Here is a 25953-nt window from a genome sequence, read left to right as displayed (position 1 = left end):
TCGTCACTCACGCAGGCCTCGCGGGGCCGGCCGCACCGGCAGTAGGGCGAGTCGGGGCTCACCCGTCCATGGGCGTTCAGCACGGGCACGGGGCCGCGTGGTAGACGATGTGAGGCGGACGGAAGCAATCCGTCGGCCACCGGAGTGATTCGGCCGGACATTTCGTACACCTCCCGGTACCGACTGTAGCCAGCGGGCGGACGAATCGGGTGAGGTGAGTCACTCTGGGTGGCCGACACGCCTAAGCTACCGACGGGTAACCTGTCGGGAGGCGTCCGGCCGCATTGGTGCGTTCACAACAGGAGGTCGTAGGAGCGCGATGAACATCGTCGTACTGGTCAAGCAGGTGCCCGACTCCGGTGCCGAGCGCACCCTGAGCCCTTCGGACAACACGGTCGAGCGTGCCTCGGCCAACAACGTCATCAACGAGATGGACGAGTACGCCATCGAAGAGGCGTTGAAGATCAAGGAGGCGCACGGCGGCGAGGTCACCGTCCTCACGATGGGGCCGGCCGGTGCGACCGAGTCCATCCGCAAGGCGCTGTCGATGGGCCCCGACAAGGCCGTGCACATCTCCGACGACGCGCTGCACGGCTCGTGCGCCGTCGCCACCTCCAAGGTGCTGGCCGCCGCCCTCGGCACGCTCAACGCCGACCTGGTGCTCTGCGGCGCCGAGTCGACCGACGGCCGTGTGCAGGTCATGCCGCACATGCTGGCCGAACGGCTCGGCATCGCGGCGCTGACCGGCGCCCGCAAGCTCACGGTGGACGGCACGCAGCTGACCGCCGAGCGTCAGACCGACGAGGGCTACGAGGTCGTCACGGCGGCCACCCCGGCCGTGGTCAGCGTGTGGGACACGATCAACGAGCCCCGCTACCCGTCCTTCAAGGGCATCATGGCCGCCAAGAAGAAGCCGGTGCAGGCGCTCTCGCTGGCCGACCTGGGCATCGCCGGCGACGAGGTGGGCACGGCCGGGGCCACCAGCGCCGTGGTCGAGTTCTCGAAGCGCCCGCCGCGTTCGGCCGGCACCAAGGTCACTGACGAGGGCGACGGCGGCACGCAGCTGGTCACGTACCTCGCCACCGAGAAGTTCGTCTGAGCCGGGGGAGAGGGAATCATGGCTGAAGTTCTGGTTGTCGTCGAGAACGGCATCAAGAAGGTCACGCTCGAGATGCTGACCATCGCGCGCGGGCTCGGCGAGGTCTCGGCGGTCGTGTTCGGCGAGGCCGACACGGCCAAGCTCGGCGAGTACGGCGCCGCCAAGGTCTACGTCGCCTCCGGTGACGACGTCGACGGTTACCTGGTCGCCCCGAAGGCGGCCGTGCTGGCCACCCTCGTACGCGAGAAGCAGCCCGCCGCCGTCCTGCTGGCCTCCACCCAGGAGGGCAAGGAGATCGCCGGCCGGCTGGCCGTCAAGCTCGACAACGGGCTGCTGACCGACGCGGTCGAGGTGGCCGCCGACGGCACCGCGACCCAGGTCGTCTTCGCCGGCTCGGGCATCGTGAAGTCGAAGGTCACGCGCGGCCTGCCGATCGTGACGATTCGCCCCAATTCGGTCACACCGTCGCCCGCGCCGGCCGACGCCGCCGTTTCGTCGCTGGACGTCACGGTCAGCGACAGCGACAAGCTCACCAAGGTCGTCGAGCGCGTGGTCGAGCAGAAGGGCTCGCGCCCCGAGCTCACCGAGGCCTCGATCGTCGTCTCCGGCGGTCGTGGCGTCGGCAACGCCGACAACTTCAAGCTGGTCGAGGAGCTGGCCGACCTGCTCGGCGGCGCCGTCGGCGCGTCCCGGGCAGCGGTCGACTCGGGCTACTACCCGCACCAGTTCCAGGTGGGTCAGACCGGCAAGACCGTTTCCCCGCAGCTGTACGTGGCTCTGGGCATCTCCGGCGCGATCCAGCACCGGGCCGGCATGCAGACCTCGAAGACGATCGTCGCCGTCAACAAGGACGCCGAGGCGCCCATCTTCGAGCTCGCCGACTACGGCGTGGTCGGCGACTTGTTCAAGGTCGTGCCCCAGGCGGCCGACGAGATCCGCAAGCGCAAGTAATCCCCGTCACCAGGCGGCCCGGCGCGGAGCGCCGGGCCGTTCTGTGTCCGCGGGGCGAGGCATAAGCTTGGGCCCTGATGGCCTACTTGGATCACGCTGCGACCACGCCGATGCTCGACGAGGCGCTGGCGGCATATGTGGCAGCGGCCCGCGAGGTCGGTAACCCGTCGTCCCTGCACGCGGCCGGCCGCCATGCCCGGCGCCTGGTCGAGGAGTCGCGCGAGCGCATTGCGGCCGCCCTCGGCGCCCGGCCGTCCGAGGTGATCTTCACCAGCGGCGGCACCGAGAGCGACAACCTCGCCCTCAAGGGCATCTTCTGGGCCCGGCGGGCCGGCTCGCTCAACCGCAGCCGGGTGGTCGCCTCCGCGGTCGAGCACCACGCCGTGATGGACAGCGCCGACTGGCTCGGCACCCACGAGGGCGCCCAGCTGAGCTGGCTGCCGGTCGACGGCACGGGCCGGGTCGGCCCGGCCGCGCTGGCTGAGCTGATCGAGGCGTACGCGGAAGAGATCGCCGTCATCAGCGTGCAGTGGGCCAACAACGAGGTCGGCACCGTGCAACCGGTGGCCGAGCTGGCCCGCCTCGCCGCGCAGGCGGGCATCCCCTTCCACACCGACGCGGTGCAGGCCCTGGGCCAGGTGCCGGTCGACTTCGCGACCAGTGGCGCCGCCGCCATGACCGTCACCGGGCACAAGGTCGGCGGTCCGGCCGGGGTGGGCGCGCTGCTGCTCGGCCGCGACGTGAACTGCACCCCGCTGCTGCACGGCGGCGGCCAGGAACGCGACGTGCGCTCGGGGACGCTCGACACGGCCGGGGTGGCGGCCTTCGCCACGGCGGTCGAGGCGACGGTCAAGAGCCAGGCGGCGTACGCGTTGCGGGTCGGAGCCCTGCGCGACGAGCTCGTGGACAGGGTGCGGGCCGCGGTGCCCGACGCCATCCTCAACGGCGCCCCGGACGACCGGCTGCCCGGAAACGCCCACTTCAGCTTCCCCGGCTGCGAGGGCGACGCCTTGCTGCTGCTCCTCGACGCGTCCGGCGTCTGCTGCTCGACCGGGTCGGCCTGCTCGGCCGGCGTGGCGCAGCCCAGCCACGTGCTGCTCGCCATGGGCGCCGACGAGGACCGCGCCCGCTCGTCGCTGCGCTTCACCCTCGGGCACACCAGCACCTCCACCGACATCGACGAACTGCTGGCCGCGCTGCCCGGCGCGGTCGAGCGCGCCCGCCGGGCCACCGCCTGGAAAACGCCCCGTTAGGCTGGGTGCCATGCGAGTTCTTGCGGCAATGTCGGGCGGCGTCGATTCCGCCGTCGCCGCCGCGCGCGCCCACGACGCCGGCCACGACGTCACCGGGGTGCATCTGGCGCTGGCGCGTAACCCCCAGACCTACCGCACGGGAGCGCGCGGCTGCTGCACGCTGGAAGATTCCCGCGACGCCCGCCGCGCCGCCGATGTGATCGGCATCCCGTTCTACGTGTGGGACATGGCCGACCAGTTCCACGCGAACGTCGTCGACGACTTCGTCGCCGAGTACGCGGCCGGCCGCACCCCCAACCCCTGCCTGCGCTGCAACGAAAAGATCAAGTTCGAGGCGGTGCTAGACCGGGCGGTCGCGCTCGGCTTCGACGCCGTCGTCACCGGCCACCACGCGCGCCTCGACGGCGAGGGCCGGCTGCGCCGCAGCGTCGACGAGGGCAAAGACCAGTCGTACGTGCTGGCCGTGCTCACCCAGGGCCAGCTCGACCGGGCCGTCTTCCCACTCGGCGACTCCACCAAGGCCCAGGTGCGCGAGGAAGCGGCTGCCCGTGGGCTGGCTGTGGCCGACAAGCCCGACTCCCACGACATCTGCTTCATCGCCGACGGCGACACCAAGGGCTTCCTCCAGCGGCAGCTGGGCGACGCCCCGGGCGACATCGTCGACGGCCGCACCGGCGAGCGGCTGGGCAGCCACAACGGGGCCTACGGCTACACGATCGGCCAGCGTAAGGGTCTCGACCTGCGCGTGCCCGCCGCCGACGGCCGCCCGCGCTACGTGCTGTCGATCACCCCGGTGACCAACACGGTCACCGTCGGCCCGCGCGAGGATCTCGAGGTCGGGGTCGTCACCGCGTCAAAGGTGATCTGGCACGGCACGTCCACCCCGGTGGAATGCGAGGTGCAGCTGCGGGCCCACGGCGAGGTCTACCCGGCCACGGTGACCGTCGAGGGCGACACGCTGACCGCCCGCCTCGCGTCACCCGCCCGGGGCGTCGCGGCCGGCCAGGCGATCGTGGCCTACCAGCGCTCCGACGAGGGCGACGTCGTGCTCGGCTCGGCAACGATCACCGCTTCGGCGCCCCTGCTGGCCGCACATGCCTGACTTTCTGTGGGCCGCGGGCTCGGCCACCGGTGTCGGGTCGCTGCCCGGCACCGACATCGCCGAGGCCCAGCGCGTCGTCTTCGGCGAGCTGCCCGAGCTGCCGCACCTGGCCGAACTGCCCGCCCGCGGGCCCGGTGCCGACATCATCGGCCGCAGCGCCGGCTTCCTGGTCGAGCTGCCGGTGCAGCTCTACGCCGGGCAGTGGCAGATCGCGCCCCGCCCCGGCCGAGACCAGCGGCGCACGGCCGACCTGCTGGAACGCGACCTCGACCAGCTCACCGAGCAGGGCGAGCGATACACCGGCCCGCTCAAGGTGCAGTCGGCCGGGCCGTGGACGCTCGCCGCGAGCATCGACCGTCCGATCGGCGGCCGGCTGCTGCGTGACGCGGGCGCGGTCCGCGACCTCACCGACTCGCTCGCCGAAGGGCTGAAGCGGCACATCGACGACGTGCGCAAGCGGCTCCCGCGGGCCGAGGTGCTGCTGCAGCTCGACGAGCCGTCGCTGCCGGCCGTGCTGGCCGGTCGTGTGCCGACCGAGAGCGGGCTGAGCGCCCACCGCGCGGTGCCCTCCCCCGACGCGGCGAAAGCCCTGCGGGTCGTGGCAGAGGCGGTCGGCGTGCCGGTCATCGCGCACTGCTGCGCTCCTGACGTTCCGCTGCAGGCTTTCCGGGACGCCGGCGCGGCCGCTGTCGCCCTCGACCTGTCCCTGGTGAAAGACCTCGACCCGCTGGGCGAGGCGATCGAGGCGGGGCTCGGGCTCTTCGCCGGCGCCGCGCCGACGACGCCGCCGCCGTCCGGAAGGATCGACGGCAAGATGGTGGCCGACCGCGTCGCGACCCTGTGGAAGCGGCTCGCCTTTCCCGCCGCCCAACTGCCCCGGCAGGTGGTCATCACCCCGGCTTGCGGCCTGGCCGGCACATCCCCGGCGTATGCCCGCGCCGCCCTGACCGCGTGCCGCGAGGCGGCCCGCCGACTCGCCGAGGTCTGACCCGCCGCGAACGCGGCTGCCGTCGGACCGGGGCTGCCGTCGCGAACGGGGCTGCCGTCGGACCAGGGCTGCGGTCGCGAAACGAGGGTGCCGCCGCCAACGCAGGGCCCGCCCCAACGCAGGGCCCGCCCCAACGCAGGGCCCGCCCCAACGCAGGGCCCGCCCCAACGCAGGGCCCGCCCTCCCAGGGGGCCCCCGCCACTGCCATCAGTGTGGCAAAATCCGCTGATTCTCGCGGCCGACCCTGTGGATAACTCCGAACTGTGGACGACGGGTCGCGCAGGCGCGCCAGCACGGAAAATGTCAGAGGTGACGACTACCGTTTCTCTCAGTTCTCGAGCACGGAGGTTCCGGTGTCCAACAAGGCTGAGTCCGTTCCCGCGGAGCCCACCCCTGAACAGGTGGCCGCGGCCGGCCAAGACCCGACGCCCGAGGCGAGCACCCGCCACGCCGAGCTGAGCGACGAGCTGCGCGGCCACCAATACCGCTACTACGTGCTCGATTCGCCCACGATCTCCGACGCCGAGTTCGACAAGCTGTTGCGCGAGCTCGAGTCGCTCGAGTCGCAGTTTCCGGCTCTGCGTACACCCGATTCCCCGACGCAGAATGTCGGCGGCGCCTTCTCCACCCAGTTCACTCCGGTCGAGCACGCCGAGCGCATGCTCTCGCTCGACAACGTCTTCGACGACGAAGAGCTGGGCGGCTGGGTCGAGCGCGCGCTGCGCGACGCGGGCGGCCCGGTCGAGTTCATCTGCGAGCTCAAGGTCGACGGTCTGGCCATCAACCTGACGTACGAGAACGGTCGTCTCGTCCGCGGCGCCACCCGGGGCGACGGCCGCACGGGTGAGGACGTGACGCCCAACGTCCGCACGATCCGCGAGATTCCCGAGCGTCTGAGCGGCGACGACGTGCCCGAGCTGCTCGAGGTGCGCGGCGAGATCTACTTCCCGGTGTCCGCGTTCGCCGACCTCAACGCGTCGCTGGTCGAGCAGGGCAAGGCCCCGTTCGCCAACCCGCGCAACGCGGCAGCCGGCAGCCTGCGGCAGAAAGATCCGCGCATCACCGCCTCGCGGGGGCTGCGCATGGTCGTGCACGGGATCGGCGCACGCAAGGGCTTCACACCCACGTCGCAGTCGCACGCGTACGAGGCACTGAAGGCGTGGGGCCTGCCCACCAGCTCCCGGTGGAAGTTGGTCGACGACATCGCCGGCGTGCGCGACTACATCGCCTACTACGGCGAGCACCGCCACGACGTAGAGCACGAGATCGACGGCGTCGTTGTCAAGATCGATTCGGTGGCCATCCAGGGCCGGTTGGGCTCCACGTCGCGGGCGCCGCGCTGGGCGATCGCCTACAAATACCCGCCCGAAGAGGTCACCACCAAGCTCATCGACATCGACGTCAACGTCGGCCGCACGGGCCGGGTCACGCCGTTCGCCGTGCTCGAGCCGGTCAAGGTGGCCGGCTCGACGGTCGCGCTGGCCACGCTGCACAACGCGCGCGAGGTCGAGCGCAAGGGCGTCTGGATCGGCGACACCATCGTGCTGCGCAAGGCGGGCGACGTGATCCCCGAGGTGCTCGGCCCGGTGATCGACCTGCGCCCGGCCGACGCGCACCCGTTCGTCATGCCGACGCAGTGCCCCGCCTGCGGCACCACGCTGGCGCCGGCCAAAGAGAGCGACATCGACATCCGTTGCCCCAACACGCGGTCGTGCCCCGCGCAGTTGCGCGAGCGGGTCTTCCACCTGGCCGGGCGCGGCGCGTTCGACATCGAGGTGCTGGGCTACAAGGCGGCCCAGGCCCTGCTCGACTCGGGCGTGATCAGCGACGAGGGCGACCTGTTCTCCCTCACCGAAGACCAACTGCGCCAGTCCCCGTTCTTCGTCAACCAGGATGGCAGCCTGGGCTCCAACGCGGTCAAGCTGCTGGAAAATCTGGAGCGCGTCAAAGACCGCCCCCTGTGGCGGGTGCTGGTCGCCCTGTCGATCCGGCACGTCGGCCCCACCGCCGCCCAGGCGCTGGCCCGTCAGTTCGGCTCCATGGATGCCATCGAGGCCATCGTCGCCGCCCCTCCCGGCAGCGCCGAAGAGGCCGCCGCGGTCTCGGCCGCCGCCCTCGACAGCTCGGTGGCCTCCACCGCCGCCGACGTCCTGGCCGCGTCCTCCGCAGCCGCAGCCTCAGCCGCAAACTCGACCGGCCCAGCCCCAGCGGTCGCAGCCCCAGCCGGCCCAGCCCCAGCGGGCCCAGCCCCAGCCGGGTCAGCGGATGCCGCGTCGACCGATCCCGCTTCCGCTGACGCCTCCCCGGCGGATGCGACCGGTTCCTCCAATGCCGATGCGGCCGGTGCCGAGTCTGCGGACGAAGAGGCGGCGGCGGCCAAGAAGCCGAAGGCCGTGGCCGACGTCCTGTCCACCGTGGAGGGTGTCGGTCCGACGATCGCGGCGAGCCTGCGCGAGTGGTTCGCCGTCGACTGGCACCGCGACATCGTCCGCAAGTGGCGCGAGGCCGGCGTCAAGATGGCCGACGAGCGCGTCGACGAGGGCCCCCGCCCACTCGAGGGCCTGACGCTCGTGGTCACGGGCACGCTCTCCACCCACTCCCGCGACCAGGCCACCGAGGCCGTGACCTCCCGCGGCGGCAAGGTGAGCGGCTCGGTCTCCAAGAAGACGGCCTTCGTGGTGGTCGGCGACAACCCCGGCAGCAAGTACGACAAGGCACTGGCCCTGAAGGTCCCCGTCCTCAACGAGGAGGGCTTCGCTGTGCTGCTGGCCGACGGCCCCGACGCCGCCCGCGAGGTAGCCGAGTTCGCACCAACCACAGACTGACCGGCTACCTGGAATGGCTGGCCGCGCGGGAATGGCTGGCCGCGCGGGAATGGCTGGCCGCGCGGGAATGGCTGGCCGCGCGGGAATGGCTGGCCGCGCGGGATCGGCTGGCCGCGCGGGATCGGCCGGCCACGCGGGATCGGCCGGCCGCCTGGGAACGGCCGCTCAGCGGCCTCGGGTCTGCAGGGCGACGGTGGGGCGGACGGGGCGGTAGCGGCTCAGCCAGTCGGCCAGGTCGGGGGCGGGCATGGGGCGGGCGTGGAACCAGCCCTGGGCCGCGTGGCAGCCCGCGTCGGCCAGCAGGCGCCAGGTTCGTTCGTCCTCCACGCCCTCGGCCACGGCGCGCAGGCCCAGGGCCTCGGCGAGGTCGATCACCGAGCGGACGATGGCGGCATCGCCGCGGTCGGTGGCCATGCCCAGGACGAACGAGCGGTCGATCTTCACCTCGGCCAGGGGCAGGCGGCGCAGGTGTTGCAGGGACGAGTAGCCGGTGCCGAAATCGTCCAGCGAGATGGCTATGCCCATGCGGTCGAGGCGGGTGATCGTGCTCAGGACGCGGTGCGGGTCGGCCATCAGGGCGCTCTCGGTGATCTCGAGCTGTAGCAGGTCGGGGGGCACCGCGTACTCGTGCAGGAGGCTGTCGACCCGGTCGGCGATGTCGCCGGCGTGCAGGTCGCGCACGCTCACGTTGACGGCGGCGCGCAGGGGCCGGCCGGCGTCGCGCCACGCGGCCAGCTGGGCGACCACCTCGTGCAGCACGCGGCCGGTGAGCAGGCGCATCACCGGGGTCGGCTCGGCGACGCGGATCAGTTCCTCGGGGCCGACCAGCCCCCGCTCGGGGTGCCGCCAGCGCAGCAGCGCCTCCACGCCGACCACCTCGCCGGTCGCGATGGCGATCTGCGGCTGGTAGAACAGCGTGATCCCGTCGTCGGGCGAGTCCTTGCGCAGGGCGTGCCGCAGGTCGGCCAGCAGGGTCAGGCGGTCGGGCGTGTGGTGGGACGCCTCGGGGCTGTGCAGGGCGACCTGGTCGCCGCGCTGCTTGGCCTCGTACATGGCGGATTCGGCCTCGCGCAGCAGGGTCGCGCCGTCGCCGCCGGGGTCGCGTTGCAGGGCGATGCCGATCGAGGCGGAAACGTCGACGGGCACGCCGTCGAGGGCGAACGGGCTGTTCAACGCCTCGGCCAGGTGCTCGGCGATGCGGCGGGCGGCGGGCGGGCCGTCGACCCGGGTGGCGAGCACGGCGAACTCGTCGCCGCCGAGCCGCACGACCAGGTCGTGGGCCGGCACCACGTCGGCCAGGCGGTGCGCGACCTCGCCGAGCAGGCGGTCCCCGGCGCCGTGGCCGAGGGCGTCGTTGACCGTACGGAACCGGTCGAGATCCAGCACCAGCAGCGCCAGTCGCCGGCCCTTGGCCTGGGACAGCACGGCCGCGTGCAGGGCGCGCCGGTTCGGCAGGCCGGTGAGGGCGTCCACCCGGGCGGCGCGCTCGAACTCGCCGGCCGACCGGACCATGCGGTGCACGGCGTGCAGCGCGAGCAGCACCAGCGGCACGAATGCCAGCCCGACCTGCGCGGTCGCCAGCACGACGGGTCCGAGCAGCAGCAACGCGCCCGTGGCGAGCACCTCGACCCCGGCCCGTCGCAGCCGTCGCAGTCGCTGGAGCCGCCGCAACCGGGGTCCCGGCCGGTCGGCCATGGAGCGCGCGACGATCGCCGCCAGCCCGTAGCGGGCGACGATCCAGGCGGCGGCCGCCGCCACCGTGAGCAGCGCGTCCCCCCAGTCCGGCCCCGGCTCGATGCGCAGCGAGACGAGCGCGATCACCAGCGAGGCCGCGCCGAGCGCCACCGCGTGCTGCACGGCCAGGTGGAGGGTGCGCTGAGCCGAGTGGCGCATGCGGACGCCGGCCACGGCGACCGCGACCAGTTGCACGGCCAACGCCGGCCCGTAACCCCAGGCCAGGGCGATGGCGAAGGTGAAGCAGATGGACGGCAGGATCACCGAGCTGGCCCGCCGGTTGGTCACCAGGTAGGGCCGGGCGTCCACGACGACAGCCAGAAAACCCATCAGCCAGTACGCGCTGGGAAGCCCGGCGAAGGCGTCGCGCTGGAAGATCCACAACAGCGCGTCAACCACCCCCACCGCCACCGCCGTGACCAGAAGGGCCCGCCGGCGGCGCCCCGCCCGGACCGCCGGACGGCGTGGTGCCGTGGCGCGTTCCGCGTACCCATGCTGCGCCGGGAACTCGGCATCGTCGGGCGGAGCCTGCATCGGATCGGGGACGCGATCGCTCGCCGCGGCAGTGCGGGGGCGTGCGGCGTCCATACGACCTCCACCAGGGCCTCGATCAACCGACCGTTCCCACGATAGATCCACATGGTCAATTCGCCGCAAAACAACTTTGCCGTTATCAAATCGGCATAAGCCCACAGTCGCTCAACAACCCTGATTTCCCCCATTCGAGTGATCGCCGGGGAGTGCCGGGCGCCGGGGTTTCCGATTCTGGGCGTGACCACTTCCGCAGGCCGCCTGGGCGGGGGGAGCGTTCTGGGCGCTCCGGCGCCCTGCTCCCCCCGCCCAGGCCCTCGACGTGAGTTGCGGTCCGCACCACCCACCCCGCCACGACATCCAGCTCTTGATCTCCAGATCCTTCATTCTGCTCGAGGGCGCGTTGGCCTACCCCTCTCCCGGCGATCGGCTCCGACCGCAGGCGAAATAGACTCGTCCGAGCAGCACTCACCGTCGTATCGAGAAAGTAGGGGCAGGATGGCCGCCATCTCCCGCGAAGAGGTCGCGCACCTCGCGCGCCTGTCGCGGCTCGCCGTGACCGAGGACGAACTGGACCGGTTCGCGGGGCAGCTCGACGTGATCCTGCAGTCCGTGGCCCGGGTCGGCGAGGTGGCTGCCGACAACATCCCGCCCACCTCGCACTCCGTGCCGCTGACCAACGTGTACCGCGACGACGTGCCGGTCCCGTGCCTCACGCAGGACGAGGCGCTCTCCGGCGCCCCGGACGCGTTCGAGGGCCGTTTCCGCGTGCCGCGCATCCTGGAAGAGGAGGCCTGACGCCGTGTCTGACCTGACGAAGATGTCGGCGGCTCAGCTCGCCAAGGCCATCGCCGGCAAGCAGGCCTCGGCCGTCGAGGTCGCCCAGGCCCACCTCGACCGGATCGACGCCGTCGACGAGCGGGTGCACGCCTTCCTGCACGTCGATCGCGAGGGTGCGCTCGCCGCGGCGGCTGCGGTCGACGCCGGCGACGTCAAGGGCCCGCTGGCCGGCGTGCCGGTGGCCGTCAAAGACGTGATCGCCACCAAGGGTGTGCCGACGACCGCCGCCTCCAAGATCCTTGAGGGCTGGCGCCCGCCGTACGACGCGACGATCGTCGAGCGGCTGCGCGCGGCCGGCACGGTGATGCTCGGCAAGACCAACATGGACGAGTTCGCGATGGGTTCGTCCACCGAATACTCCGCCTACGGGGCCACGAACAACCCGTGGGACCTCGGTCGCATCCCGGGCGGCTCGGGTGGCGGCAGCGCCGCGGCCATCGCCGCCTACGAGGCGCCGCTGGCGATCGGCACCGACACCGGCGGCTCGATCCGTCAGCCGGGCGCGGTCACCGGCACGGTCGGCGCCAAGCCGACGTACGGCGGCACCTCGCGCTACGGCCTGATCGCGTTCTCGTCGTCGCTCGACACGCCCGGCCCGTGCGCCCGCAACGTCGAGGACGCGGCTCTGCTGCACTCGGTCATCGCCGGCCACGACCCGCGCGACTCCACGTCCATCCCGCAGCCGGTGCCCGACGTGGTCGGCGCGGCCCGTCGCGGCGCCACCGGCGACCTGAGCGGCGTCAAGCTGGGCGTGGTCAAGGAGTTCGCGGGCGACGGGTCCGAGCCGGGCGTGCTGAGCGCGTTCCACGAGTCGCTCGAGGCGCTGGTCAAGCTGGGCGCCGAGATCGTCGAGGTGTCGTGCCCGCACTTCCAGTACGCGCTTCCGGCCTACTACCTGATCGCGCCCAGCGAGGCGTCCTCCAACCTGGCCCGGTTCGACGGCGTGCGCTACGGCCTGCGGGTCGGCGACGACGGCAACCGCTCGCTGGAAGAGGTCATGTCGCTGACCCGTGAGGCCGGCTTCGGCCCCGAGGTGAAGCGGCGCATCATCCTGGGCACGTACGCGCTCTCCAGCGGCTACTACGACGCCTACTACGGCCAGGCGCAGAAGGTCCGCACGCTGATCACGCGGGACTTCGAGTCGGCGTTCGAGCGGGTCGACGTGCTGGTCTCGCCGACCACGCCGTTCGTGGCCTTCCCGTTCGGGTCGCGCACCTCGGATCCCTACCAGATGTATCTGGCCGACCTCTTCACGATCCCGACCAACCTGTACGGCGGCCCGGCGATCTCGGTGCCGTGCGGGCTGTCCGAGGGGTTGCCGGTCGGCTTCCAGGTGATGGCGCCGACGCTGGCCGACGACCGGATGTACCGGGTGGCGGCGGCGCTCGAGTCCGCGGTCGGGACCCTCACGCCGCCGGCCCTCTAGCAGGCCCTATGCCGGCCGCGGCGTGGACTTCGAGTCCAGCCAGCTGTTGATCAGCTTGGTGAAGTCGCGGCCGGTCTGCTTGTTGACGAAGGCGGTGAAGGACGCCCGGTTCTGCTGGGTGTTCTTCTGCGTCTGCACCCAGGCCCGGCCCAGCGCGAAGAACTTCGCGTCGCCGAGGGCGTCGTTCAGTTCCTTGAGCATGGCGGCCGGGCAGAGGTAGACGTTGCTCTCGGCGAAGTTGGCGGCCCGTGGCTTGCCGGGCGGCCCGAGCCGCTTGCGCAGGTCGGCGTCGGCCCGGCGCAGGTAATCCTCGAGCTCCTTGTCGCTGTATTCGAGCACCGACTGCGAGTAGAGGAACTGCACGTAGGTCGCCCAGCCCTCGTTGAGCCACAGGTCGGTCCAGGTCGACGGGGTGACCGAGTCGCCGAACCAGTGGTGTGCGTACTCGTGCAGCAGGTCTTCCTCGAAGAGCTCCCGGTCGAACCTCTTCTTCTTGCCGCCCATGGTGATCATCTGCTGGGTCTCCATGGCCGATTCCGAATCGACCATGACGGCGCCGCCGGTGGGGAACGGGTAGGGGCCGAATCGCTTCTCGAGGAAGCTGACGAAGGCCGGCGACTTCTTCAGCGAGGGCAGGAACTTCTCGTCCTTGCCGGGGCGGTACCAGTAGGTGAGCGGGATGCCGCGCGGGCCCTTGGCGCTGACCTTCTTGTACTTGCCGACGGCGAGGGTCTGCAGGTAGGTGGCCATGGGGTCGATGCTGCGGTAGCGGAACGTGTTGCCCTGCCGGGTGACGAGCGAGCCGGCCGCGATGCCGGACCAACCGGCCGGCACGGTCACCGCGATGTCGTACAGGGCCTTGTCGGACGGCTGGTCGTTCGCCGGGTACCAGGTGAAGGCGCCCCACGGCTCCTGCATCGTCCACAGGCCACCCTCTTTGGTGATCGTGAGGCCGAGCGGCTCGACGTCGGAGCGGTGCGAGGGGATGGGCGTGGTCGCCGGCTTGCCGTGGTACGCCACGACCAGCGTGATCGGCTTGTCTTTGCTGAGGGCGGCCGGGACGACCAGCTTCTCTTTCCGGACCGTCGCCGGTGTGACGGCGCCGTCGACGGTGACCTTGTCGAGCTGGTACGGCTTGAAGTCGAGCTTGAGTTCGGCCGCGTCGGCGGTCGGGCGGATCCGGAGCGTCGCCGTGCCGGTGAGCAGCTTCTTCGGCGGCTGCCACTCGAGTTTCAGGTCGTAGTGCAGGACGTCGAGGGCGGCCGTGCCGTGCTGGGGGTAGAGCTTGTCGGCGGTCGGCTTGGAGGTGCCGGCCTGCCAGCGGGCGTAGTCGACCGCGGCGGGCGCGGGCGCGGCGCCGGACGGGGGCGTGGAGGCGGAGGAGGAGGAGGAGGTGATGGTGGTTGCGTCGTCGTCGCAGCCCGCGATGAGGGTGGCCGCCACGATGGCGACGACGGCGAGGGGAGCGCGTTGCATGGCGGGGACCGTACCGAAATGATCTTCAGCTGTGGGGGCGGCTGTGGATAACTGCGAGCGGCTGTGGGTCACCGAAATTCTGTCGGTCGGGCCCACTATTCTGGAGCCATGACCACCACCGCGCTGCCCGCATACGACGACGCCGTCGCGCGTTACGAGCCGGTCATCGGCCTCGAGACCCACGTCGAGCTGGGCACGGCCACCAAGATGTTCTGCGGCTGCCGCACCGAGTTCGGCGCCGAGCCGAACACCCAGGTCTGCCCCGTCTGCCTGGGCCTGCCGGGCGCGCTGCCGGTGGCCAACCGGGCCGCGATCGAGGCGACGATCCGCATCGGCCTCGCCCTCAACTGCGACATCGCCTCGTGGTGCCGCATGGCGCGGAAGAACTACTTCTACCCCGACATGCCGAAGAACTTCCAGACCTCGCAGTACGACGAGCCGCTCTGCGTCGAGGGCTACGTCGACGTCGAGGTCGACGGCAAGGAATACCGGATCGGCATCGAGCGCGTGCACCTCGAGGAAGACACCGGCAAGTCCCTGCACGTCGGCGGCGCGACGGGCCGCATCCACGGCGCCACCGAGTCGCTGGTCGACTACAACCGCGCCGGCATCCCCCTGGTCGAGATCGTCACCAAGCCGGTGCCCGGCATCGGCGCGCTGGCGCCTGAGGTCGCCAAGGCCTATGTGGCCGAGTTGCGCGACATCATCCGCTCGTTGGGCGTCTCCGACGTGCGGATGGAACAGGGCTCGCTGCGCTGCGACGTCAACACCTCGCTCAACAAGCCGGGCGAGGAGTGGGGCACCCGCACCGAGACCAAGAACGTGAACTCGCTGCGCTCGGTCGAGCGCGCCGTCCGTTCCGAGATCATCCGCCAGTCCGGCCTGCTCGACGACGGTGTCCGCATCTTCCAGGAGACCCGCCACTTCCAGGAGACGACCGGCGACACGCGCCCCGGCCGCTCCAAGGAGACGGCGACCGACTATCGCTACTTCCCCGAGCCCGACCTGGTGCCGATCGCGCCCGACGCGGCCTGGGTGGCCGAGCTCAAGGCGGCGCTGCCCGAACGGCCCAGCGTCAAGCGGGCCCGGCTGGCCGAGCAGTGGGGCATCAGCGCGACCGACATGCAGTCGGTGGCCAACGCCGGCGCCGTCGAGCTGATCGAAGAGACGATCGCGGCCGGCGCCTCGCCCGCCGGCGCGCGCAAGTGGTGGATGGGTGAGCTGGCCCGCCGGGCCAACGAGACCGGGGTCGAGCTGTCCGCCGTCGGCGCCACGCCGGCCCAGGTCGCCGCCCTGCAGAAGCTGGTCGACGAGGGCAAGCTCAACGACAAGCTGGCCCGCCAGGTGCTCGAGGGCGTCGTCGCGGGCGAGGGCGACCCGGCGGCTGTCATGAGCGCCCGCGGCCTCGGGGTCGTCTCCGACACCGGCGCGCTGACCGCCGCGGTCGACGAGGCGATCGCCGCCAACCCCGACATCGCGGCCAAGGTTCGCGACGGCAAGGTCGCCGCGGCCGGCGCCCTGGTCGGCGCGGTCATGAAGACCACCCGCGGCCAGGCCGACGCCAAGACGGTCCGCGAGCTGATCCTGGAACGCCTCGGCGCTGCCTGATCCGATCTCCCGGCCCGGCCCTCGCGGGGCCGGGCCACCCACCACGATCAGCCCGGTGAGGCTGAAGTGGACGGAGTCGGCGTGGCCTCGGGCTCGGCGCCGACGACGTTGCGCTGCATCTCGACGTTGGACTGGCCGGTGCCGCCCAGCTGGATGTCGTCGTACGCCTTGAGCTGCCTGTTCTCGTCGAAATAGAGGACCGACAGACTCAACGGCGTCGGCTCCTCCTTCTCGAGCCCGCGCAGCCCGGCGCCGCCGGTGGAGCCCTCGACCATGAGCCTGGTCGCCAGGGGCGCCTGGGCGCCGTTGCCCGAGGGCGCGGGTGACGGGGAGGCCGAGGGAGCGGGCGCCGGCTCGGGCAGCAGACTCACCTCGCGCTGGTGTTTGTGGCCGGCCAGCACCAGCGGCACCACGCCCGACAGCGGCGGGGCCATCGCCGGGTCGTGGACCAGGGCGATGTCGACCGGCTTGCCGGCGGCGCGGATCGTGTCGGCCAGCTGGCCGCCGGCGCGCAGCAGCGGGGACTGCGAGGGGTCGTCGGCGTCGGCGGCCGCCGGGGTCTCGCTCTTGTCGGGCGTGAACTCGGGGTCGCCGATGCCCGCGATGGTCAGGCCGTCGACCGTGGTGATCTCGTTGTCGAGCACGACGGCGTTGCGCTGGCGGGCCACGGCGGTCTGGATCGAGGCCGAGTCGTGGTTGCCGCGGACCCAGATGTACGGGACACCGACCGACGGGATCGACGAGGCGTAGCCGGTCTCGGCGGTGCTGCCCCAGTCGACCAGGTCGCCGGTGTCGATCACGGCGTCGATCTCGAACGTCTGCACCACGGTGCGGATCAGACCGTACGCCTGCGGGCTCAGGTGCAGGTCGGAGACGTGCAGGATGCGCGTGGTGTTCGCCTCCGGCTCGTACACCGGAAGCGTCGACACCGTCGTGTACAGCCGGCTCACGTTGCTGACGATCTGCTGCAGCTGCTCGGAGTAGCGCCCGTAGTTGTCGGCGATCCGGCGCGCGTCACCGACCACGGCCGGCGCGTTGACCAGCAGACCCTCGTAGCGCGGCTCGGCGATCGAGTCGGGCCGCAGGGTGCCGGCCGCCAGGCCGAGGCTGCCGCCGGTCACCACCAGGGCGGTCACGCCGGCCACGGCGACCCGGCGCACGTTCCGGAAGATCAGCGCGCTCAGCACCAGGGCGCTGAGCACCGCGATGCCGAGAGTGCGCACCCCGAGCCGGATCACGCCGTCGCGGACGTCGTCGACCGCGTTCTCGCCGGCCGAGCTGATCGCCGCGGGGTCGTCGATCAGCGCCTCGGTGCGGTTCTGGTCGAGGGCGGCCAGGTTGACCTTGAGGTGGATCGGGCCGTCGTGGCTGTCGAGGTGGAGCGAGCCCAGCGGCGGCAGGTCGACCTCGGTCCCGCCGAGGATCGACGGGCTGATCGACATCTCGGCGCGGAACGGGCCGACGGCGACGTCGGCGTGCGCGAAGAGCATCGTGCCGATCACCGCGCCGGTCACGCTGACCAGGGCGACCATCGCGCCGACGAGGGACCGCCGCGTCCACCGGCTGCGGCGGACGGCACCCCACCAGCGGCCGGCCGTCGAGGTAATCGAGGTCATCGCCGCCTCACCTGCCCCGCCCTGTCGCGCGTCAAACTGTGTGCCCTCCCACCGTGGCCCACCTCAGCTGCGGCCGGCGCCACCGTCCGAGAAGACCAGCCGAATGATCCGGTCGTCCTCGGGGCCGGGGTCGCCGTCGTCCTCCTGGTTCGAGGTGCCGGCCCAGAGCGAGCCGTCGGGCGCCGCCACCAGGCCCCGCAGGCGCCCGTACTCGCCGGTCAGCACCGACTGCGGTGTGCCCAGCACCGTGCCGTTCTCGGTGATGGTGAGCAGGTAGACCCGCTTGCCGAGCAGGCACGCGTTGGCCACCGTCTGTTCGAACGTGGCGACGCCGGAGCAGCCGGACTCGGCGACCGGCCAGCTGAACACCGGGTTGGTCAGCTTGGTGTCGCTGCCCGCGCCGTCCGCCCGGGGCCAGCCGTAGTTCTTGCCCTTGGCGATCACGTTGAGCTCGCCCGACCGGCGCTGACCGCTCTCGCTCGCGTACATGCGCTTGGTCTTGTCCCAGGCGATTCCCTGGACGTTGCGGTGGCCGGAGCTCCAGACGAGGCTGGCCTTGACGGGGTTGCCGGGGGCGGGCTTGCCGGCCACGGTCATCCGCAGAATCTTGCCGCCCAGGCTCTTCGGGTTCTGCGCCTGGGCGCCGGTGGCAGTGCCGTCGCCCGTGCCGGCATAGAGGAAACCGTCGGGACCGAAGGCCAGCGCGCCGCCGTTGAAGTCACGCGAGCGCGGGATGCCGGTGAGGATCGGCTGGACCTTGCCACCCAGGGTCAGCTTGCCGACGCGGTTGTCCGTCGCGGTGGAGTAGTAGACGTACACCAGCTTGTCGGTCTTGTACTTGGGCGAGACGGCGATGCCGAGCAGGCCGCCGTCGCCTGCGGGCTTCACCTCGGTCAACCGGTGGACCTGGGTGACGGTGAGCCCGTTGGCGTCGGACTCGGGGCCGACCTTGAGGATGCGGCCGGTGTCGCGCTCGGTGACCAGCCCCGACCCGTCGGGCAGGAAGGCCATGCCCCACGGCACATCCAGATCCTTGGCCAGGACGGTGATCGCGACCTCCTGGCTGCCGCCGCCGCCCTGGTCCTCGGCGCCGGCCCCGGCCGATTCCTCGGCCGAAGGGGCGGGCAGGTTGGGCGGGGCGCCCTGCTGGTCGGGATCGGGCGGGCCGAAGCTGCACGCCGTGGCGAGCCCCAGCGTGGCGGCGAGCGCCACCGTGGCGCCGCGGGCCCGGCGGGAACGCACGATCACTCGACCTCCTCGAGACTCGACGCACCCCAGGGTAGCGAGGTCGCCTGGGAAGTCAGTCGGAGTGGCCGACTTCCTGTCCGCCCGCAGCCAGCACCCTAGACAGGTTGTCAGTGGTGACGGCGGTGAGGCGAATGACGTTGCCGTTGTCGAGCAGGGCGGAGATCTGGCCACTGGGGTCGGGCGCCAGCTCGGTGATCCGTTCCCACGGCACCGTCGTGTTGCCGAACAGGGCGCGGACGCGCAGCCGGTCGGCGTAGACGTCGGTGCCGGCGCGCCAGGCCCAGACGAAGAAGGCCACCGGGATCAGCAGGATCAGGGACCACGCCCAGGAGACGCCGGCGAGCGGAACACCGCTGACGAACGCGAGGACGGCGGCGACCATCAGGGCGCCGGTCTTGCGGACGCGGAGCAGGGGCTTCGAACGCACGTCCTCATCCTCCCACCCCCGCTGTGCGGCGTTTCTGTCGGACCCGGCGCGCATACTCGTGGCCATGACAGTGCTTCTTGCGATCGGTACGCAGAAGGGCCTGTTCCTGGCCACCGGCGACGACGACCGCCGGGCATGGCAGGTCGGCCCGGCTCTTTTCCCCGGCACGGCGGTCTACACGATCGGCGTGGATCCTCGCGGCCCCCGCCCACGCCTGCTGGCCGCGGTCGACAACTCCCACTTCGGCCCGAGCGTCGCGGTCAGCGACGACCTCGGTGCCACCTGGCACGAGCCCGAGTCCGCCCCCATCGCCTTCCCCGAAGACGCGGGGGCCGCGGTCGAGCGGGTCTGGCAGATCGCTCCCGGCAGTGCCGCCGAGCCGGGCGTGGTCTACGCGGGCACCCAGCCCTCCGCGCTGTTCCGTTCGGCCGACGGTGGCCGCTCCTTCGAGCTGGTGCGCGGGTTGTGGGAACATCCGCACCGCCCGGAATGGGGCGCCGGGTTCGGCGGTCAGGCGATCCACACGATCCTGCCCCACCCCGGCGACCCGTCCCGGCTGCTGGTGGCCATGTCGACCGGCGGGGTCTACCGCTCCGGCGACGGCGGCGAGAGCTGGTCGCCGGCCAATCGGGGCATCAAGGCCTATTTCTTCCCCGATCCGTGGCCCGAATTCGGCCAGTGCGTCCACCGCGTGGCCCGCGACGCCGGCGACCCCGAGCAGCTTTACGCGCAGAACCACCACGGCGTCTACCGCTCCACCGACGGTGGCGACAGCTGGCAGTCGATCGCCGGCACGCTGCCCTCCGACTTCGGGTTCCCGATCGTGGCTCACCCGCACCGCCCCGGCACACTGTGGAACTTCCCGCTCATCGCCGACAGCGAGCGCCACCCCACCGGGCTGCGCTGCCGGGTCTACCGCTCGACCGACGCCGGCGAGAAGTGGGAACCACAGCACGAGGGCCTGCCCGACGGCCCCTACTACCCAGTCGTGCTGCGCGATGCGATGTGCGCCGACAACCTCGACCCGGCCGGCGTCTACTTCGGCACCCGGGCCGGCGAGGTCTTCGCCACCAACGACGAGGGCGAGACCTGGTCGACCGTGGTGACCCACCTGCCCGACGTGCTCTCGGTGCGGGCGGTGGCGGTCTGATGCCGGTGCTTCTGGTGCCGGGCGTGCTGCGGGCCGAGGCCGGCGGCGCGTCCCGGCTCGAGATCGCCGCGGCGGGCACGCTCGGTGCGGTGCTGGCCGAGGTCGGCGAGCGCTGGCCGCTGCTGTCCCGCCGCATCCGCGACGAGCGGGGCGCCGTCCGCCGCTACGTGAACGTCTTTGTGGACGGCGAGCAGGCCGTCCTCGAGACGCCGGTCGCGCCGGGTTCCGAGATCCAGGTGCTGCCCTCGGTGGCCGGCGGCGCCCGTTGACTGTCCGGCGTCCATAGCCGACGCTGCGGAGGTGCGCGGGCGCAACACGCGGCCGTAACCTGTTCGGGGGACGCTCGTTGTCCGGAGCAGACCCCGCACCATCCCTGATCCGACGAGAATCCGGGAGGATCCGTCGACGTGCCAGCGCCGCCCCCCACGCGCACGCACACCGCCCGGCCCCGACGCCGGGCGATGTCATTGGCCGTACCCGTGGCCGCGGCCCTCGCGCTGCTGACGGGTTACGTCGGCTTGCTTCCGGCCCCGCTCACACTGGCTGCCGGCGTCGGCGGCTGCGGCCTGTGGGCCACCTTCCACCTGGTACGGGCCGCGTTCTCGATCCACCACGCCGACCAGTCCTTCGTGGCCTGCCGCGGGGCCGGCCTCGTGGGCCTGGGCGCGCTTGCCTCGGTCGTCGCCGTGCTGCTCACACTGTTCTCGCCGCCGGCGGCGGGCGTGTGGGTGACCGTCGCGTTCGGCCTGGCCGCGGCCCTGTATGCGACCGGCACACTGCTGCTGCCCGGCTCGGGCACGGGGTGGGCGGTGCATTCCCGGCGCGCTTTCGACGGCCTCGGTCTGGGCGTCAGCCTCGCCTTCGCCGCCTATCTGCTCACCCCGGCCGACGTCGCCCGCCCGAGCGCCGTGTCGATGATCGCGGTCGGCGCCACCGGCGCCGCCATCGTGCTGGTGGCGATCCTCCGCGGCCGGCCCCGGCGCCGGCCCGCGGTCCGCTGCGGCATCGGGGCGATCCTGGTGCTGAGCGGGCTCGGCGCGATCGCCGTCGGCACGAGCGGGGCCGTCCTGGTCCTCGCCGGCCTGCCCATCGTCGCCGGCCTGGCCCTGACCGTCGAGGGCGGCTCCCGGCGCGACCTGCCCGCGGTGCCGCTCGAGCCCCGCCACCCCGACCAGTACTTGGCCAGCTATCCGCTGCTCGCCGTGCCGGCCGGGGTGGGCGTGCTGGCCGCGATCTGGCACCTGATCATGGTGCGCACGTTCGACCCCACCAGCATCATCCTTGGCATCGCGATGGTCGCCGTGCTGGCGATGCGTGAGCTGCTCGTCGTGCACGACATCCGTCGCTACGCGGGCCAGTTGCAGACCGCCGAGGCCCACTTCCGCTCGCTGGTCGCCGGGGCCACCGACCTCACCCTGGTGCTCGACCGGGATCTGCGGATCACCTGGCAGTCCCCGGCCGCGTCCCGCCTGTTCGGGCTCGACGACGACGAGGTGGTGGGCCGCGCCTTCATCGAGCTGATCCACCCCGACGACGTCGAGGGCGCGCGTGAGGTGATCGCCGCGGTGCTCGCCGGGGAGGGCGCCGACGGGCCGCCCGCGCTGGTCACGGCCCGGCTGCGCGACGGCGCCGAGATGTGGCGGGAGACCGAGTCGACCATCGCCGACCAGCGTTCCGTGCCCGAGGTGGCGGCGCTGGTGGTGCACGTGCGCGACATCGGCGAGCGCCGGCACCTGGAGCGGACGCTGCACAAGCTGTCGTCCACCGACCAGCTCACCGGCCTGGCCAACCGGCGGGCGCTGATGCGCGAGCTGCTGGCCCACCGCCGCCGCGCCGGTCAGCCGGGCACTCTGCTGGTGATCGACCTGCACGGCCTGGCCGAGATCAACGACAGCCGGGGCCGCGAGACCGGCGACGCGGTGCTGATCGAGGTCGGCCGCCGCCTGCGCGGCCTGCTCAGCGGGGACGACCTGCCCGCCCGGCTCGGCGGCGACGAGTTCGCCGTGCTCACCACCGACGGCGCCGTGCTGGCCTACGCGCTGGCCAGCCGCATCGCGGTCGCGGTGGCCGAGCCGTTGCAGCTGCCGGGCTCGATCGTCGAGCTGCACACCAGCATAGGCCTGGCCGAACTGGCCGGCGGCGAGGATTCCGACGAGGTGCTGCGCCACGCCGACCTGGCCCGGCGGCGGGCCCGCCAGCTCGGCATCGACCGGGTCGAGTGGTACGACCCCGACGTCGAGATGCAGCTCAACCGCCGCATGGATCTCGAGCGTGAGCTGCTGGGCGCGGCCGACCGGGGCGAGCTCGACCTGGTCTTCCAGCCCGTGGTCGACCTGCGTGACGACCAGCCGGTGGGGGTCGAGGCGCTGCTGCGCTGGCGGCATCCGCAGCTCGGCACGATCCTGCCCAACGAACTGCTGCCGATCGCCCGGGCCGTGGGCATCTCGGCCGAGCTCGACGAATGGGTGCTCGACGCGGCCTGCAAGCATCTGTCGGCCTGGACGGGCGGCGACAACGGCTTCTGGCTGTCGGTCAACGTCTCGCCGCGCGAGCTGCTGACCGCCCGCTTCCCGGACCGGGTGGCTTCGACCCTCCAGCGGCATGGCGTGGCCCCCGAACGCCTGGTGGTCGAGGTGGCCGAGGCGTGGATCGCCGAGGACGTGCCCGCGGTCGTGGCCTCCCTGGCCGGGCTGCGCAAACTCGGCGTACGGGCGGCGCTCGACGACTTCGGCGCGGGCCAGGCCTCGCTGTCCCACCTGCGCCGCCTGCCGGTCGACATGCTCAAGCTGCACGCGTCGCTGTCGAGCACGACGCCCGCGACCGGTCCCGGCACCGGCCCGGCGGTGATCGACGTCGTGGTCAGCCTGGGCCGCCGCCTGGGTCTCGAGATCGTGGCCAAGGGGCTCGAGACCCGTGAGCAGTGTGAGCGCGCGGCCAAGGCCGGCTGCCTGTACGGGCAGGGTTTCGTGCTGGGCCGTCCGGCCCCGGCCGAGCGCATCGAGGCCTACCTGGAGACCCACCGCGGTTAGCCGCTAGCGCGGCGGGGCTGTGCTGCCCCTCGGGGTGAGGTGGGCCGTGCCGGCCTCGACGTTGCTGACCTGCTTGCCGTCGATGGCGGCCAGCAGCTCGCGGGCGGCGTGGGCGCCGTACTCGGCGATGTCGCGCGACAGGGCGGTCAGCGGTGGGTGCACCAGGCTGCACAGTGGGGAGTCGTCCCAGGCCACGATGGACAGATCGCCCGGCACGGACAGGCCCATCTCCTGCGCCACGGCCAGCCCGGCCACGGCCATCACGTCGTTGTCGTAGATGACCGCGGTGGGCCGGTCGGCGCCGATCAGCAGCCGGCGGGTGGCCCGGCCGCCCTCTTCGCCGGTGTAGTCCGACGGCATCGTGACCGCCTCGTTGAGGCCCAGTGAGGTGCAGACCTCTTCGAACGCCCTGGTCCGGGTGCGGGTGTGCAGCAGGTCGGGCAGGCCGCCCACCCGGGCTATCCGGCGGTGGCCGAGCGCCACCAGGTAGCGCACGGCTTCGGTGATCGCGCCGGCGTCGTCCGACCAGACCTGGGCGATCTTGCCGGTGTCGCCGGGGCCGCCGATGACCACGGCCGGCAGCTGGAGCTGTTGCAGCACGGGGATGCGGACGTCGTTCTCGCGCAGGTCGGTGACGATCACGCCGTCGATGCGCCGCTCGCCCCACCAGCGGCGGTAGACCTCGACCTCGTGCTCGGGGGTGGCCACGACCTGCAAGGTGAGGGCGTACGAGCGGGCGGCCAGTTCGGCCTCGAAGCCGCTGATCAGGCCCATGAAGAACGGCTCGATGCTGAGGATGCGCGCCGGGCGGCACAGGGTGAGGCCGACGGCGCGCGCGCTGGCGCCGGACAGTGCCCGGGCGGCGCTGTTCGGGTTGAAGCCGATCTCCTGGGCGATGGCCACGATGCGTTGCCGGGTCGCCTCGGAGACGCCGGGCTGGCCGTTGAGCGCGTACGACACCGCGCCCTTCGACACACCCGCCCGCCGTGCGATATCGGCGATCGTGGGCCGCTTCACTCGGTCTCCTCTGTTCCCGCCGAGCCTACCGGCGGAGTTTACCGGCGCCTGAATCGGTAGAGCGCTCTCACGCGGAACTAGGCCGAGATGAACGAACGGCGGCGACCCGGATTGATCGGTTAAGTGTCAACGGACACACCAGATTTTGTAAACAGTGATGACCCGAAATGGATGATTCATCCCGCTTAAAGAGTACTGACAACGATGCCAGATCAACCTCGTAACACGGTATTGACAGTCATGGACCTCCGTCATAGCGTCTCCACAACTTATCCGGTTCAGTAAATTTTCTCCGCCGTGGAGGCGCGTAATGAGACGGACTGTGCGGGCGGCTGTCGCCGGTATGGCGGCGACCCTTCTGATCGCGGGCTGCAGTGGGCAGAGCCTCGAGGGCAAGGAAGACACCAGCAACGGCGCGGCCGGCGAGCAGATCACGCTCAAGGTCAACTTCTGGGGCGACATGGGCCTGGACGCGCTCAAGGCCAAGTACGAGAAGGACCACCCGAACATCAAGATCGTGCTGAACACGGGCGAGTTCAACGCCCAGCACGAGGACCTGCAGAAGAAGCTGGTAGCCGGCTCGGGCGCCCCGGACATCTCGGCGGTCGACGAGGGCTTCATCGTCCAGTTCCGCAACCAGGCCGACAAGTTCGTCAACCTGCTCGACAAGGGCGGCGCCGACTTCGAGTCGAAGTACCTGGACTGGAAGTGGAAGGCGTCCATGTCGGCCGACGGCAAGCAGATCGGCCTCGGCACCGACGTCGGCGGCCTGGCCATGTGCTACCGCAGCGACCTGTTCGAGAAGGCCGGCCTGCCCAAGGACCGCGACGCCGTCTCCAAGCTGTGGACGAACTGGGACGACTTCATCAACGTCGGCAAGCAGTACACCGCCAAGACCGGCAAGAAGTTCATCGACTCCGGCACCAACATGTTCAACCCGGTGCTGGCCCAGCAGCCCGTCGGCTTCTACGACGAGCAGGAGCAGCTGCAGATGAACGGCGGCCCGAAGGTCGCCTTCGACGTGAGCATGAAGGCGATCGACGCCGGCATCTCGGCCAACCTGGCCAGCTTCCAGCCCAACTGGAACCAGGGCTTCAAGAAGGACCAGTTCGCCGTGCTGGCCTGCCCGGCGTGGATGCTCGGCCACATCCAGGAGACCGCGCCCGACCAGAAGGGCAAGTGGGACATCGCCGCGATCCCGGGCGGCGGCGGCAACTGGGGCGGTTCCTGGTGGACCATCCCGTCGCAGGGCAAGAACGTCGACGCCGCGGCCGAGTTCGTGAAGTGGATGGTCCAGCCGGAGCAGCAGATCGAGGTCTTCAAGACCGTCGGCAACCTTCCGTCGCAGCCCGCCCTGTACAAGGACCCGGCGGTGCTCGACTACAAGAAGGAATTCATGAGCGACGCGCCCACCGGTCAGATCTTCGCCGCCACCGCGGAGAGCCTCAAGCCGCAGTACCTGGGCAAGAAGAACGGCCCGACCCGGGTGGCCGTGGAGAACGTGATCACCCGCGTGCAGCAGGGCGGCCTCAAGTCGGACGCGGCCTGGGCCGAGGCGGTCAAGCAGGCCGAGAAGGTCGCGAAGACCGGTAAGGCCTGACCCATTCGATGGCGGGGCGGTTCGTGGGCCGCC

General features: G+C 71.6%; 19 protein-coding genes. 13 read left to right on the top strand and 6 right to left on the bottom strand.

Annotation, left to right across the window (positions count from 1 at the left end; genetic code table 11):
- The first annotated feature begins 319 nt into the window (after positions 1-319).
- The 6 genes from LXN57_RS04195 (at position 320) to ligA (ending at position 8218) form a co-directional block, all read left to right on the top strand.
- Entirely contained in the window at positions 320-1099 is a 780-nt protein-coding gene (locus LXN57_RS04195; protein ID WP_251796646.1) for an electron transfer flavoprotein subunit beta/FixA family protein, read from the top strand.
- An 18-nt stretch (positions 1100-1117) separates the two neighbouring features.
- Positions 1118-2050, top strand: coding sequence for an electron transfer flavoprotein subunit alpha/FixB family protein (locus LXN57_RS04190; protein ID WP_251796645.1), 933 nt, complete (start codon positions 1118-1120; stop codon positions 2048-2050).
- Positions 2051-2127: 77 nt separating this feature from the next.
- The gene (locus LXN57_RS04185) at positions 2128-3303 is read left to right on the top strand and encodes a cysteine desulfurase family protein (protein ID WP_251796644.1); all 1176 of its coding nucleotides are present in this window, start codon (positions 2128-2130) and stop codon (positions 3301-3303) included.
- Positions 3304-3313: 10 nt separating this feature from the next.
- Entirely contained in the window at positions 3314-4405 is a 1092-nt protein-coding gene (gene mnmA, locus LXN57_RS04180) for a tRNA 2-thiouridine(34) synthase MnmA (protein ID WP_251796643.1), read from the top strand.
- Complete coding sequence (locus LXN57_RS04175) at positions 4398-5393, top strand: methionine synthase (protein ID WP_251796642.1); 996 nt, start codon at positions 4398-4400, stop codon at positions 5391-5393. The genes mnmA and LXN57_RS04175 overlap by 8 nt, the downstream gene beginning before the upstream one ends.
- A gap of 353 nt (positions 5394-5746) precedes the next feature.
- Positions 5747-8218 carry an NAD-dependent DNA ligase LigA gene (gene ligA / locus LXN57_RS04170; protein ID WP_251796641.1) on the top strand — a complete coding sequence of 824 codons (2472 nt, stop codon included), beginning with the start codon at positions 5747-5749 and terminating at the stop codon, positions 8216-8218.
- 165 nt (positions 8219-8383) lie between these two features.
- Here the strand turns inward: ligA and LXN57_RS04165 are convergent, their stop codons facing one another.
- The gene (locus tag LXN57_RS04165) at positions 8384-10540 is read right to left on the bottom strand and encodes a putative bifunctional diguanylate cyclase/phosphodiesterase (RefSeq protein ID WP_438872826.1); all 2157 of its coding nucleotides are present in this window, start codon (positions 10538-10540) and stop codon (positions 8384-8386) included.
- 441 nt (positions 10541-10981) lie between these two features.
- Here LXN57_RS04165 and gatC point away from each other — a divergent pair, with 441 nt between their 5' ends.
- Together gatC and gatA are read left to right on the top strand one after the other, a co-directional pair.
- Positions 10982-11281 carry an Asp-tRNA(Asn)/Glu-tRNA(Gln) amidotransferase subunit GatC gene (gatC, locus tag LXN57_RS04160; protein WP_251796640.1) on the top strand — a complete coding sequence of 100 codons (300 nt, stop codon included), beginning with the start codon at positions 10982-10984 and terminating at the stop codon, positions 11279-11281.
- A 4-nt stretch (positions 11282-11285) separates the two neighbouring features.
- Positions 11286-12749 carry an Asp-tRNA(Asn)/Glu-tRNA(Gln) amidotransferase subunit GatA gene (gatA, locus tag LXN57_RS04155; RefSeq protein WP_251796639.1) on the top strand — a complete coding sequence of 488 codons (1464 nt, stop codon included), beginning with the start codon at positions 11286-11288 and terminating at the stop codon, positions 12747-12749.
- Between the two features lie 6 nt (positions 12750-12755).
- Here gatA and LXN57_RS04150 read toward each other — a convergent pair whose 3' ends face one another.
- Entirely contained in the window at positions 12756-14225 is a 1470-nt protein-coding gene (locus tag LXN57_RS04150) for a M1 family metallopeptidase (protein WP_251796638.1), read from the bottom strand.
- A gap of 108 nt (positions 14226-14333) precedes the next feature.
- On the opposite strand from LXN57_RS04150, the gene gatB reads away from it, so the two are divergent.
- The gene (gatB, locus tag LXN57_RS04145) at positions 14334-15833 is read left to right on the top strand and encodes an Asp-tRNA(Asn)/Glu-tRNA(Gln) amidotransferase subunit GatB (RefSeq protein ID WP_221375910.1); all 1500 of its coding nucleotides are present in this window, start codon (positions 14334-14336) and stop codon (positions 15831-15833) included.
- 47 nt (positions 15834-15880) lie between these two features.
- On the opposite strand, the gene LXN57_RS04140 is transcribed toward gatB, so the two are convergent.
- The 3 genes from LXN57_RS04140 to LXN57_RS04130 form a co-directional block, all read right to left on the bottom strand.
- Entirely contained in the window at positions 15881-17449 is a 1569-nt protein-coding gene (locus LXN57_RS04140) for a metallophosphoesterase family protein (RefSeq protein ID WP_251796637.1), read from the bottom strand.
- A 63-nt stretch (positions 17450-17512) separates the two neighbouring features.
- On the bottom strand, positions 17513-18697 hold the full coding sequence (locus LXN57_RS04135; protein ID WP_251796636.1) for a PQQ-dependent sugar dehydrogenase: 1185 nt from the start codon (positions 18695-18697) through the stop codon (positions 17513-17515).
- A 52-nt stretch (positions 18698-18749) separates the two neighbouring features.
- The gene (locus LXN57_RS04130) at positions 18750-19124 is read right to left on the bottom strand and encodes a PH domain-containing protein (protein ID WP_251796635.1); all 375 of its coding nucleotides are present in this window, start codon (positions 19122-19124) and stop codon (positions 18750-18752) included.
- 64 nt (positions 19125-19188) lie between these two features.
- Here LXN57_RS04130 and LXN57_RS04125 point away from each other — a divergent pair, with 64 nt between their 5' ends.
- The 3 genes from LXN57_RS04125 (at position 19189) to LXN57_RS04115 (ending at position 23303) form a co-directional block, all read left to right on the top strand.
- Entirely contained in the window at positions 19189-20274 is a 1086-nt protein-coding gene (locus LXN57_RS04125) for a WD40/YVTN/BNR-like repeat-containing protein (protein ID WP_251796634.1), read from the top strand.
- The gene (locus LXN57_RS04120; RefSeq protein ID WP_251796633.1) at positions 20274-20543 is read left to right on the top strand and encodes a MoaD/ThiS family protein; all 270 of its coding nucleotides are present in this window, start codon (positions 20274-20276) and stop codon (positions 20541-20543) included. Before LXN57_RS04125 ends, LXN57_RS04120 begins: the two co-directional genes overlap by 1 nt.
- A 138-nt stretch (positions 20544-20681) precedes the next feature.
- Positions 20682-23303, top strand: a complete 2622-nt coding sequence (locus tag LXN57_RS04115) for a putative bifunctional diguanylate cyclase/phosphodiesterase (protein ID WP_308206589.1) — start codon at positions 20682-20684, stop codon at positions 23301-23303.
- 3 nt (positions 23304-23306) lie between these two features.
- Here LXN57_RS04115 and LXN57_RS04110 read toward each other — a convergent pair whose 3' ends face one another.
- Entirely contained in the window at positions 23307-24320 is a 1014-nt protein-coding gene (locus LXN57_RS04110) for a LacI family DNA-binding transcriptional regulator (protein ID WP_251796632.1), read from the bottom strand.
- A gap of 310 nt (positions 24321-24630) precedes the next feature.
- Between LXN57_RS04110 and LXN57_RS04105 the strand changes: the two genes are divergently transcribed.
- The gene (locus LXN57_RS04105) at positions 24631-25920 is read left to right on the top strand and encodes an ABC transporter substrate-binding protein (protein ID WP_221375916.1); all 1290 of its coding nucleotides are present in this window, start codon (positions 24631-24633) and stop codon (positions 25918-25920) included.
- Positions 25921-25953 lie beyond the last annotated feature (33 nt).

This window comes from Paractinoplanes hotanensis (genome assembly GCF_023717965.1).
Classification (GTDB): Bacteria; Actinomycetota; Actinomycetes; order Mycobacteriales; family Micromonosporaceae; genus Actinoplanes; species Actinoplanes polyasparticus.
Note: the sequence above shows the minus strand (reverse complement) of the source record. Positions and strands in the feature narration are given on the sequence as shown.